Genomic DNA, 12,383 nt, shown 5'->3' on the forward strand with positions numbered 1-12,383 from the left:
ATTCGTATCTGTAAACTTTGCGTCTTAGTGCCTTTGTGGCAAAATCAAAATCTTGTTTCTAAATAATGCGGCAGTAATGCACGCCATGTATTCCAATCATGTGGCCACTCTTGCCCCCAGATATCCAGTTCGTAGTTAATGCCTTTATCGTATAAAATTTTTGCAAAGCGTCCGCTGCTCGAAGGATCTTCATACGCACCACTGCCACTGAAAATATGAATATGATTGCTTTGGCGCACCTGTTCCAATATAGCATGATCGGTTAAGTTGGGCATATAATGCATGGGACTGTTGTAATACACCTGATCGTCATAGTGACCTTTCGTGTATTCGGTCAAATCATACACGCCGCTCATCGCAATTACACCATTGATCAAATCAGGACGTTTTAAAAACAAATTCATACTATGCAACGCACCAAACGATGCACCACAGGTAATAATGGGCGTATCGAACGATGTATTGGTTTTAATGAACGGCACCACTTCATTAAAAATATATTCGTTGAACTGGTTTTGACGGATGGCTTTGTGTGCACCTTCCATCTCATTGTTCATCCAGCTTTCGGTATTGATGCTGTTGACAGAATACACTTTTACTTTACCGGCTTCGATCCACGGTTTCAATGTATCCATTAATTGAAAACGTTCGTATTCCAAATAATCAGCCGCTGCTGTTGGCACAAGTAACAATGCAAAACCATAATGACCATACGTAGCGATGGGCATTTCTTTATTGAGTGCGGGGCTATGCCAGCCAAATAATTCTCTATGCATATATTTTGATTTAATGGAAGCGAATGCTTCTGTAGCAATATACTCCCTTTCTGTTTTGGAACATTACTTAAACAGAAAGGGAGTTAACGAATTTTTCAATTATGCTGCTCCCGGCTTACCGGTAGTAGCAGCGCCGCCCATGCTGGACACATCACGGTCAAACATATATAAGCCACTCTTATCGCCACCGATCAGTTTTAATTTGTCGAGGATATGGCGTGCCAATGATTCTTCTTCGATCTGTTCACTCACATACCATTGCAAGAAATTATGTGTGGTGTAATCTTTTTCTTTCAGGCAACTGTCAACCAAACGGTTGATCTCAGTACTCACCAATATTTCATGGTCCAGCACCTGCTGAAATAATTCCTTAACTCCCTTGTATTTAGCGGCAGGTGCTTTTAACTGTGGAATAACGCCATGTCCGCCACGCTCATTGATGAATTTCACCAGTTTCAGCATGTGCATGCGCTCTTCATCGCTGTGTTTATATAAAAAAGCAGCTACGCCGCTAAGTCCTTCCACTTCGGCCCAACTGGCCATGGCTAAATAGATCTGCGATGATTCTGCTTCGAGCAATACCTGCTCGTTAAGCGCCTTTTCAATTTTTGGGGATAGCATAATTTTGATTTTTTAATTCTTCTAATTTACGATTACTGGAACTTTTAATGCCTGATATGGTCTGAAATCTACGAATTACGTAAAACCTCAACCAAAACCGGCCGTTTGTTGTTATTTTTGCAGCTTAAAGTTTCACCAACATGATACAAACAGGTAACCCCGTTATCAGCATCTATACAGAAATGACGCCAAACCCGGAAACAATGAAGTTTGTGGCCAATAAACTTCTCTATCCCGGCAAAAGCATTGATTTCCCTGAAGTAGCAAGTGCCGATGCATCTCCGCTGGCGCAGGAACTCTTTGGTTTTCCATTTGTGAAAGCCGTGTTTATTGCCAGCAACTTTGTAACTCTCACCCGTTCTTCACCAGATACCGATTGGCAAGAGCTGATCCCTACCATTCGCCAGTTTTTGAAAGATTACCTGGAAGAAGGTAAGCCGGTGATCGACGAATCGAAAATAGTTGAGCCTGTAAAGGATGAGGTGGTATTGAGTGGCGATGAAAGCGATGTGGTAAAACGCATTCAGGAAATTCTCGAGAACTATGTAAAGCCAGCCGTTGAAATGGACGGTGGAGCTATCCAGTTCAAAAGTTTTAAAGATGGAAAAGTAAACCTCGCATTGCAGGGAAGTTGCAGTGGCTGTCCTTCTTCGATGATCACACTGAAAGCAGGTATTGAAGGAATGATGAAGCGCATGATCCCGGAAGTACAGGAAGTGGTAGCGGAAGCAGAATAAGATTGCTGATGATTTGATTAAAAGAGCATTATGATACGAAAAGAGGCACGTTACTGTGTCTCTTTTTTTATGGCAAAAGGTTGGCAACCTTAACCGAAACACACATTTCATCTTTACCTCACCAACTTCTTACATTTGTTCCACTCATGTACAAGCAACAACTCACCAAAGAACAGGCTCACCAAAAGGCAAAGCATTATTGTGCTTACCAGGAGCGTTGTCATAGTGAGGTAAAAGAAAAACTGTATGGCTTTGGGTTGCGTAAATCAGATGTGGAAGAGTTGTTGTCGAAACTGATTGAAGAAGATTATCTCAATGAAGAACGGTTTGCGGTGCAGTTTGCCGGTGGGCGCTTCCGGATGAAACAATGGGGACGGATCAAGATCAAATACGAACTGAAACAGAAATTCGTAAGTGAGTACCTGATCAAAAAAGCGATGAAAGCAATTGATGAAGAAGACTATTGGGCCACGGCTCAAAAACTGTATGATCAAAAACTCAAACAACTGAAAGGCGAAACAAATATGTTCATCCGTAAACGGAAGCTCACCGATTACTTAATGCAAAAAGGCTATGAACAAAACATTATTAGCGAATTGTTACGTTGAACGCTTTGTGCCGATTTTTAGTAATCTTGTAACCGCATGTTGAAACCAGCCATTGTAACTCTTCTTCTTATTTCCTGTTTTGCTTTTGCAAAGGCACAGGACTCAACTGCTGTTTTTACAAAGGAGTTGACGTTCATTACAGAGAATGATAATTATAATTTCACTAAACAGGATCGCTATTATTCCAATGGAATTTTTCTTCGCTATCAATGGCTCGGAAAACAAACGGCGTCATCAAAGCTGGCTGCCAAACTGCACCGCATTGAAGCCGGGCACATGATCTATAACCCACATCTCAACCGTCGTTCATTGGAACAGGTGCTGGAGCAACAGGATCGTCCGTATGCAGGTTGGTTATACGCCAGCTATGGGCAAACAAATGTGTTGAACGATGAACGTGTGCTGCAATTTGATGGAGCCGTTGGTATTCTTGGTCCTGCTGCAAAAGGAAAAGAAGTGCAAACAAACTATCACAACTTTATTGGTCTGTATAAACTGTATGGGTGGGAGAACCAGTTACTGAATGAAGCAGGTGTAAATGCATCGTTACGTTTTTATCAGCCATTAATGGAAGCGAGAAAGAACATGACTCTTCATGCAACGGGCAAGGCAACTTTGGGCAATACGTTTACGAATGCATCCGCCGGAGTTTTATTAAAAGTCGGTAAGCTGGAAGCGGAACAATACAGCGCTTACTGGACGAGCCGACTCGGACAAAACAAACAACAGCAACGCCATCAAACTGAGTTTATCTTTTTTCTTGAACCAACATTGATGGCGCAGGCCTACAACGCAACAGTGCAAGGTGGAATGTTTCGAAAGGACAAAGGCAACTATACATCAGAGCTGAATCCATTCATCTATCTCATTAAATCAGGGATCATTCTATCTAACCGACAAACATCTTTCTCAGCGTATTACCATATCAAACAACGGGAAGCAAAAACCATGATCGATCCGTTTGAAGTGTATGGTGCTTTTGCATTCAGCATCCGCTTTCGCTAACTTCGTGGCATGAGCCATCTCACATTCACACTTATTCAAACCAATCTTCATTGGGAAGATAAAGCTGCCAACCTGCAGATGCTGGAGGAGAAGATCAATTCTATCCAACATCCAACGCAGATCGTTGTACTTCCTGAAATGTTCAATACAGGGTTTAGTATGAAGCCCGAAGAGTTGGCAGAACCCATGAATGGTCCTACGGTTGAATGGATGAAAAAAATCGCTGCTGAAAAGCGGGTGATTGTTACCGGTAGTTTGATGATAAGTGAGGCCGCTCCAAGCGGCCAAACGATTGAAGCGAACGAAAGTGGTCAGACCGGCGAAGCCGGGCCGACCCAGTATTTCAACCGTCTCATCTGGATGTTACCGAATGGCCAACATGGTGTGTATAATAAACGTCATTTGTTTGCGTATGCAAATGAAGACAAACATTATACTGCAGGAACCAAACGTTTAATTGCTTCGGTAAATGGCTGGAAGATCAATTTGCAGGTGTGTTATGATCTGCGGTTCCCGGTTTGGGCAAGGCAGCAAGCTCCCTCTCCTTTGGAGAGGGCGGGGGGTGAGGTTGAGTATGATGTATTGATCTATGTTGCCAATTGGCCCGAACGAAGAGTGCATGCGTGGAAAACATTGCTCACGGCAAGAGCCATCGAAAACCAATGTTATGTTATTGGCGTAAACAGAACAGGTGATGACGGGAACGGTGTTTATCACAGTGGCAGCAGTATGGTGATTGATGCCATGGGTGAAGTATTGTATGAAAAAGAGCATGAAGAAGATATTCATACCATTACGCTGTCCAAAGAAAAACTCGAAGAGATACGTCATAAACTTCCTTTCTTAAAAGATGGAGATGCGTTCAGCATTCTCCCCTGATCGAATATGCTGGCATTTTACAACGGAACAATTTTTACGGGCGATCGTTTTGTCAACGGCCATGCAGTGTTGGTAAACAAGGGGCTGATTGAAGCGGTATTGCCAGCAGCTGATCTTCCTGCTGATATCGATCGTTACGATCTGCAGGGAAATGTGTTAGTGCCTGCGTTTATTGATCTGCAATTGTATGGCGGCAACGGATTGCTGTTTTCACAAGCGTTGAATGAAGAAGCAATCGTTGCAACAGATGCTTATTGTGTAAGCGGGGGTTGTACACGTTTCCTGTTAACGATGGCCACCAACAGTATCGACATTTTTCTGCAAGGGATTGATGTTGCAAAAAATTTTCTGCATAAAAATCCAAACAGTGGTTTGTTGGGATTACATCTGGAAGGACCGTACATTAATCCGGTAAAACGTGGCGCACATTTATTGGAACACATCAAACAACCCACACTTGATGAAGTAAAATTATTGCTGGAGAAAAGTAAAGGCATTGTAAAGATGATGACGCTTGCACCTGAACAATGCAGTGATGAAGTGATTCAACTGTTGCTTGATAACAACGTCATTGTTTCAGCCGGGCATAGTAATGCAACGTATCAACAGGCAACTGAAGGTTTTAACAAAGGCATTACAACTGCAACGCATTTATTCAATGCGATGTCTCCATTGCAGGGAAGAGAATTAGGAATGGTGGGTGCCATTTATGATCATGCAACTGCACACAGCAGTATTGTGTGTGATGGTTTTCATACATCGTTTGCGGCTGTACGTATCAGCAAAAAAATGATGCAGGAGCGTTTGTTTTTAATTACCGATGCAGTAACCGAAACAAGCGAAGGGGCTTATCAACATGTATTGAAAGATGATCGTTATGTATTACCTGATGGAACATTGTCTGGTTCTGCACTAACCATGATAAAAGCAGTGAGCAATTGTATCAACCAAGCGGGTATTGAATTTGATGAAGCGTTACGTATGGCTTCGCTTTATCCGGCACGGGCAGCACAGCTGCAGGGTTTAGGGAAAATTGAAGAGGGATTTAAAGCTGATCTTATTGTTCTTTCCAACGAACGAAAAATTAAAGCAGCGTTTCGCAACGGTGTTTTTTGTAATTGATCTGAATCAATCAATTCTTCTGCAGCAGTTATCTTTTTCTGATCGATTTAATTCTGAAATAATAGCTTGGTTCAACACAGGGACAGGGAGCCTGGTCTTTTGTCGAAACAAGACAAATATTTACTGCAACCGAATCGGCCGGGCTTTTAAATTCTGCAGCTAATTCAGTATCCTTTACCTGGTAAAATTTCCAGTTGCCTGTTCTCCCATTTGAAAAATACCAGCCAATTCCATTTGCTGAGGGGTCGCCACCCCAGAAAATATGACCATCCGCACAAAAATCAAGTTTCGGTTGTACAGGTTTTATACATGCGTTGAAACTAATCAGGAGCAACAGCGAAATGATCATTTTTTTCATATACAGAATTTCTCAGTTCAACGAATCACTGGTGAAACCACCGTTGTGTTCGTTAAGCAAATTACGAAGAAATTCAACTTTTTAGAAATCGTCACATTGGTTCGTTTTTCCGCAACCGGATACAAATAAAAAGGACCACAGTATGAATACCGCAGTCCTGATCAACATGGAAAATATACAAAGCCTTTAATAGGCGGGCACTTCTTCCTGCGTTCGTTTCTTTTTATGTTCCGGTATGTTTGGAAGTGGTTTGGCAATTGTTTCCAATTGTTCCGTTTCCATTTTTGATCGTTTATTGCTCAGGTAGCGTGATAATTTTAATTTGTAGAAATCATAGAAGATCACCACCACCAAAAATAAACTCACTACATAAAACAAACCAAAGCCCATGTACATGTACGTAAAGCCTGATGCTACTGCACCCACCAGATAACCGGCTGCTATGGACAGTAACAGTTTTGCTTTTCCTCTTAACTCTTTGTTCTGGCGGTATTCTTTTCGTGTAAACATCGAAAAGAGAATACCAAGATCAGTTGTTGTACCGGTAAGGTGAGTTGTTTTAACTGCAAAGTTGGAAATGCTGGCAGTTAACCCATTCTGCAAACCCATTGCAAACAGCATGAGAGATAACAACGTTTCTGTTTCAGCTAATGTCTCTTTATAAAAAAATGATCCATAGGTACCAACGGCCACCAGGCAAAGTATTTCTAATACTACAGGCAATGCATGCGCTACATACGCATTGCGTTTATTCAAGTGTATCACGAACATGTTGGATACAAAACTTCCAAAGAAAAACAGGAAGATCCAGGCAAACACCACCGCTCCCTGATATAAGTTTCCTTTCACTAATTCCGATGCAAGGATGGCGAAGTGTCCTGTAATGTTGGAGCTGAACGAGAAGAACAATAGCAATGATGCAATATTGACCATCCCTGCTGAAAATGCGGTTAAAACTCCAAGCCTGATGTTATCTCCCAACGTTCTGCTGTTACTGAATTTCCTGAGCATAGGTATTTGTTTTATTCCGTTCAAACGTTAAGCGGGCAATGCCCCTGGCCTGCACATCCGATTCGGCGTCCAGTATCATTCTGTCTTTATTTAACTCAGTTAACTGGTAATTTTCTACATGGCCATCCGCATATTTAATTTGCAAAACATGACCTCTTCCTTTGATGGTCCATGTTAATTGTTGAATCTCATCGTTAACGGTCAGTCGAAGTTTACCATCGGGTAAAAATTCCCAGTTCTCTGCTTCGTGTAATGAAAAAGCGGGCTGGCTGTTTGTTGCTGTTGTTTTACTGGCAGCCATAATATCGGCACCAATGGATGTATTGTTTTCATACATCCACGTTTTTTCATCCCATGGCCCCAATATAACTTTCTCCGGACTGGCGGCTGAGCTCATCATCACTGTAAAACCCGTGAGCCCCAGTGCAAACACTGCGATATAGATCAACCAAAGTTTCATTGTAAAAAAATTTAAACGTTATCCCATTGATACACGGTTCGTAAACAACTCGGCCACATTTCCTTTTTCAGGCATTGGCACTTCAATTGCCGAACCAATCGTTATAATATTCAATTTGCTTGCTTTGATAAAAGGCAGCAGATCAAAGCTGTTGCGATTCTTGAATTGCGGATTATAAAGAATAGGTAAGCATACTTCATCGATCCGGTTTGCTTCAGCAAACTGATTGAACGCTGCTTGTGTAAAGCCGGTGAAAATGTCTTTGCGCATAATGCGTACCTGCGAAGCGTATTTATTTTTTAATACACGCAATGCTTCTTCAAACGCAGGATTGGTGAGTGATTCCAACACCTTTGATTTGGAAAAGAAAAGCAGATTTGTAATGGAATCGCTCTGGTGCATACCATGCAACAGAACAATGTTGATTCTTGTATTGCGATCCTGCTCATTGAGATAGGATTTTACAATGTTCAAAGAGGCAATACTGAAATCTGTAGGGACTAATACTGTTTTTTCCATAGCATTTTTTGTTTTGCGATTAGAGTGCAAAAATGTACCCGGGTCATTAAAATGATGTAAGGGTACTGTTAGAATGCTATTAGAATATGAGTGATTAAATTAAAATCAAATTAAAAGTTCAACAGGACTGTAAAATTTGTTGAAGGATATAAAACCGAACAGCGCCGTTTTTTCAACATTATAATTTATGCTGATTAATTTTTGGTTGTACAGTTGCACTTACAATTCGTATTGCCCTACCGGAAGATTGATCTGCACAGTAGTTCCCTGCTGCATAATGGACGAAACAATGATCTCTCCCTGGTGAAGACGGATGATGTTTCGTGTAAGCGGCAACCCGATGCCATACCCTTCATACTTGAGTGTATTCGATGCCCGGAAGAACGGATCATAAATATATTTCAGCTCACTATCAGGAATACCAATGCCCTGGTCTTTTATAATGACGAATACATTTTGATCGGAGGCGCCGATCGATACATGTACCACTTTATAATCGCTGTACTTACATGCATTACTGATAATATTGCTCAATGCAAGATGCAGTAACTGTTCGTTGCCTTTTACTTTTAACTTAGAAGGATTTTCAGGCAGCAAACTCATATCAATATGAATATTACTGCGGGGATTTATTTTTTCGATCGTTTCTTTTACATCCCATAGTAACTGATCGATCCGCACTTTGTCAAACTTCTGACTCTTACCGTTAAAACCTGTTTGCGCAAGGAAGAGCAAGGCCTTGGTTTTTCGATCCAGTTTTTCAGCTTCATCAAGAATTACGGTGATGGTTTCAATATACTCTTCAGTTTTCCGCACTTTGGATAAGGTTACATCTGCTTCACCAATAATGGCTGTTAATGGTGTACGTAACTCATGAGATGCATTACTTACAAAATTGTTTTGTGTTTCAAATGATGTTTCAATACGGTCAAGCATATTGTTGAACGTTCGTGTAAGTTCTGCCAATTCATCATTGCTTTTAGTTTGATCGAGACGCAGATGCAGATTTTCAGAACTGATTTCTTTCACACTGTCTGTAATTTTTCGCAACGGGCGGAATACAAATTTTGCAAAATACAACGCAATAAGTGCAGAGAATAAAAATGCAGCAATTATGGCAAACACAAGAGTACGGCGCAGATAGGCAGAGTGATGCAGTTCAAAATAATTTTGTGCTGATGCCACTACTACATACTCGCCTTGTTTACTCTTATAACGGATGGCTTTGTAAAACATTCCGTTTTTGCTGAACTCTGCTTTGCCATCGCTCAGCACATTATTAAAAAAAGAAACCGGGATACCAATTGTTTTTGCTTCTTCAGCAAATGATTCGCCCGGTGATATGCGAAAAAACCGATCCTGTTCCTGCGGAAGTTTTTCGAAAAATTCGTTCCGCAGATCTTTGATACCGGCTTGTGCGGCGCCTTCGTCCTGATCAAGTTCAACTTTGGCTGCAGTAACGGCACGAATTTCCAGCAGCTTGTAAAAATCTTCGTAGGAATAGTTTGAAACTGAGAGGTACACAAATCCGCTAAACAGCAAAATGATGGTTAAAAAAGCTGTTAACAGAATGAGCATGGTCTTGACCTGTATCTTCATCAGTACCGTAGTTTAAAAGTGAAACAGGGAGTTTATCCGTTATCCTTCAACACGTATCCCATTCCTATAACAGTGTGAATGAGTTTTTGATCGGCATAGCTGTCGATTTTCTTGCGGAGGTAATTTACATATACATCCACCACATTGGTGCCGATGTCAAAATTTACACCCCACACTTCTTCCAGTATATCAATGCGTGAAAGCACTTTGTTTTTATTCTTCATGAAATACAGCAACAACCTGTATTCGGTTGTGGTAAGTGAAATCACCTTACCATCACGTGTAACTGTTTTGGTATAATCATTCAGCTCCAGATCAGCAAACCGATATACATGCTCTTCCTGTATTTCGGGCAACGAGTTTGAATTGTCTGATGAGCGGCGAAGCAATGTTCGGATGCGGGCTACCAGTTCAATAAACTTAAATGGTTTTACGAGATAATCATCAGCACCAGTTTCAAGGCCCAGCACAATGTTTTCTGCAGTGCCCAGTGCTGTTAGAAAAAGAACCGGTATGGAGTTGTTGGTTTTACGGATCTCCCGGCAAACTTCCAGCCCGTTTTTATCGGGCAACATTATATCGAGGATCACTATGTCAAAATAATTGGCATCAAACAGCTGTAGCCCTGTGGTGCCATCAAATGCAACTGTTACATCAAACCCTTCCTCAGTAAGTCCTTTTTTGATAAACGAAACAACATGTGTTTCATCTTCAACCAGTAATATTTTTTTCATGATGGCTTCACACATTTAACAGCATCAGTCATCAGTATGCTGTACTGCTGTGCAAAGGTATCTGTTAAGCCAGAATAAAAAAGTAAAAGGACGTTAAAGAATGATCGGTATGCGGGTGCGATCGGTAAAAGATATTTATCGTTTACCGATGCGTTTCACCTCATACACATCCATTGGTTCTGCACAAAAGCATTGATATTTTTCGTTTGTTTTGATAAGACAAACTGAAACTGCGAGGCTGTCGGTTAAATATCTTGACGGAATATCTTTCAGTTTAACGATTCGTGGAAGATCGGCCGATTCAAAATACCAGCCCAACCCATCAACTGCAGGTTCGCCTCCCCAACGGATCACACCATCGGTACACAGTTGATCTTTTTGGCAGGCGCTAAAAAGAATGAATACAAAAAATGAGAGAAGGAATTGCTTCATACATTCATTGACAGTTGTGTCAGCTTTTCCGTTGCATGATCAGCTCCAGTGCTTTCTCCATTTTGGGATCAATGTTACGGCGAATGCTTTCTGCACTGGCTTTCACTTCCACATCGGGCAGCACACCCTTCCCGTCTTTGGGATAATTTTTATTATTCACGATACGGTACAGCGGTATACGTACACGCATTTTACTGTTCGGCAAAATCATTTCCGGAATAAACACTCCATTGTTTCCATAATAACCACCGCCGGTTTCTTCGCCCACAATCGTTACATTCTTTTGTCCTTTTACAGCGGCAGCAAATAATGTAGTAGCAGAAAATGAATAACCGCCGGTGAGTACATAAACCTGTCCGGTATATCTGTTTTTTAACGGGCTGTACTGTTTATTATTAAAATATTTAAACGCATACATGCTGTCGTTTTTCTTCTTACTCAGAAAAAACAAACCAAGGTTATAAATGAATCGCTTGTACACCCGTGCATCGGTTCGAAGTTTTCGATGTGTTGCATAAATGGAATCAGCATAAATAAACGGCTCCTGTTTGATAAGCCTGGTAAGACAAAGTGATGTTTTAATTAATCCACCGCCGTTGTTACGCACATCGATTACTAAGTGTTGAATCTGTTTCTTTTTTAACTGACGAAAACTTTTTTTCAAATAATGTTTACTCAAACTGGTGCTGAAGCTGTTGATGCGTAACGAAGCGAATGTACCCGTTGAATCAATATTGAAACTTCGTGTGCGTTGTAAACGGCGCTCCCGATCAGTTATGGTGGGAGTTGGCGGAGCCGGCGCAGGAATAGTAGAAGTAAAAGGTCTGCGTCGTAACGTATCGGCTTGCGGATCATATACAGGCAAGTTTAATTGCCGGCTCAGTCCATTGAACCCAATAAATTCAACAGCATAATTCTTCTGTAATCCAAAACGCATATTGTAATACGTAGTGAAATTATTGCTGAGGTTTTGATAACTGAAATTTTTTGCATTCCCATCGATCGATACCAACGGCAGCATTGAATCAATGATCGATCTTGCTGATAAACCATTGATGGAAAGTAAGGGTGTACCTACCCGGATAATGGAATCTCTGCGATTGAGGTTGATGGTTACGACCAACGATGAATCATCAATTACTTTCGCCAACAAGGGAAAGGTTTTTAAACGTCTTCCTTCTGTATAGTTGTAATAGTTTTTTGAGAACCGCACACTGGTATGTCCGCAACGAATGGGGAACAATGTTTCTGCTACAATGGTCCTGAACTGAATTTCATTGAGCGAATCATTGAGTCGAGTATATGCATTTTGAAAAGAAGCATCCACTTCTTCTTTTGATGAATACCAATAAAGCGATGGGTGATTTTCTTTCAACGCTTTTTCCATTACCTCCACATCTTCCCGCAACTGATCGGGACTGTATTTCCGTTCAGGTGTATAGTTAAGATTACCCGTTGCGGAACAGGACGAGAGCAGATAGCCAAGGATCAGCAACGTAAAAAAGGTGATGTTCTTCATTGC

At 41.2% G+C, this 12,383-nt stretch carries 15 protein-coding genes; 5 read left to right on the forward strand and 10 right to left on the reverse strand.

Translation table 11 applies throughout. From position 1 onward, the window contains the following. Window positions 1-44 precede the first annotated feature (44 nt). Complete coding sequence (locus WG989_RS05830) at window positions 45-776, reverse strand: esterase family protein (RefSeq protein WP_340427989.1); 732 nt, start codon at window positions 774-776, stop codon at window positions 45-47. 99 nt (window positions 777-875) lie between these two features. Next, a complete protein-coding gene (locus tag WG989_RS05835) occupies window positions 876-1,397 on the reverse strand; it encodes a ferritin (RefSeq protein WP_340427990.1) in 522 nt (173 codons plus the stop codon). A 140-nt stretch (window positions 1,398-1,537) separates the two neighbouring features. Between WG989_RS05835 and WG989_RS05840 the strand changes: the two genes are divergently transcribed. The 5 genes from WG989_RS05840 to nagA all read left to right on the forward strand — a co-directional run bounded on the left by WG989_RS05840 (window position 1,538) and on the right by nagA (window position 5,748). Further along, window positions 1,538-2,134, forward strand: coding sequence for a NifU family protein (locus WG989_RS05840; protein WP_340427991.1), 597 nt, complete (start codon window positions 1,538-1,540; stop codon window positions 2,132-2,134). A 146-nt stretch (window positions 2,135-2,280) separates the two neighbouring features. Continuing rightward, on the forward strand, window positions 2,281-2,742 hold the full coding sequence (locus WG989_RS05845; RefSeq protein WP_340427992.1) for a regulatory protein RecX: 462 nt from the start codon (window positions 2,281-2,283) through the stop codon (window positions 2,740-2,742). A gap of 36 nt (window positions 2,743-2,778) precedes the next feature. Continuing rightward, the gene (locus WG989_RS05850) at window positions 2,779-3,747 is read left to right on the forward strand and encodes a lipid A-modifier LpxR family protein (RefSeq protein ID WP_340427993.1); all 969 of its coding nucleotides are present in this window, start codon (window positions 2,779-2,781) and stop codon (window positions 3,745-3,747) included. A 9-nt stretch (window positions 3,748-3,756) separates the two neighbouring features. Next, window positions 3,757-4,626, forward strand: a complete 870-nt coding sequence (locus WG989_RS05855; RefSeq protein WP_340427994.1) for a nitrilase family protein — start codon at window positions 3,757-3,759, stop codon at window positions 4,624-4,626. 6 nt (window positions 4,627-4,632) lie between these two features. After that, window positions 4,633-5,748 (forward strand): N-acetylglucosamine-6-phosphate deacetylase, encoded by a 1,116-nt coding sequence (gene nagA / locus WG989_RS05860; RefSeq protein ID WP_340427995.1) that lies wholly within the window; start codon window positions 4,633-4,635, stop codon window positions 5,746-5,748. 28 nt (window positions 5,749-5,776) lie between these two features. On the opposite strand, the gene WG989_RS05865 is transcribed toward nagA, so the two are convergent. The 8 genes from WG989_RS05865 to WG989_RS05900 all read right to left on the reverse strand — a co-directional run bounded on the left by WG989_RS05865 (window position 5,777) and on the right by WG989_RS05900 (window position 12,380). After that, window positions 5,777-6,106: a hypothetical protein gene (locus WG989_RS05865; RefSeq protein WP_340427996.1), complete on the reverse strand. Its 330-nt coding sequence runs from the start codon at window positions 6,104-6,106 to the stop codon at window positions 5,777-5,779. Window positions 6,107-6,292: 186 nt separating this feature from the next. Then, entirely contained in the window at window positions 6,293-7,117 is an 825-nt protein-coding gene (locus WG989_RS05870) for a YoaK family protein (RefSeq protein ID WP_340427997.1), read from the reverse strand. After that, window positions 7,098-7,577: a hypothetical protein gene (locus tag WG989_RS05875; protein WP_340427998.1), complete on the reverse strand. Its 480-nt coding sequence runs from the start codon at window positions 7,575-7,577 to the stop codon at window positions 7,098-7,100. Before WG989_RS05875 ends, WG989_RS05870 begins: the two co-directional genes overlap by 20 nt. 18 nt (window positions 7,578-7,595) lie before the next feature. Next, window positions 7,596-8,096, reverse strand: a complete 501-nt coding sequence (locus tag WG989_RS05880; protein ID WP_340427999.1) for a hypothetical protein — start codon at window positions 8,094-8,096, stop codon at window positions 7,596-7,598. A 219-nt stretch (window positions 8,097-8,315) separates the two neighbouring features. After that, window positions 8,316-9,695 (reverse strand): ATP-binding protein, encoded by a 1,380-nt coding sequence (locus tag WG989_RS05885; protein ID WP_340428001.1) that lies wholly within the window; start codon window positions 9,693-9,695, stop codon window positions 8,316-8,318. 32 nt (window positions 9,696-9,727) lie between these two features. Next, a complete protein-coding gene (locus WG989_RS05890) occupies window positions 9,728-10,429 on the reverse strand; it encodes a response regulator transcription factor (protein WP_340428002.1) in 702 nt (233 codons plus the stop codon). A 135-nt stretch (window positions 10,430-10,564) separates the two neighbouring features. Further along, on the reverse strand, window positions 10,565-10,861 hold the full coding sequence (locus WG989_RS05895) for a hypothetical protein (protein ID WP_340428003.1): 297 nt from the start codon (window positions 10,859-10,861) through the stop codon (window positions 10,565-10,567). A 19-nt stretch (window positions 10,862-10,880) separates the two neighbouring features. Next, complete coding sequence (locus tag WG989_RS05900; protein ID WP_340428004.1) at window positions 10,881-12,380, reverse strand: S41 family peptidase; 1,500 nt, start codon at window positions 12,378-12,380, stop codon at window positions 10,881-10,883. Between the last annotated feature and the right edge of the window lie 3 nt (window positions 12,381-12,383).

It is taken from the genome of Lacibacter sp. H407 (genome assembly GCF_037892605.1).
GTDB lineage: Bacteria > Bacteroidota > Bacteroidia > Chitinophagales > Chitinophagaceae > Lacibacter.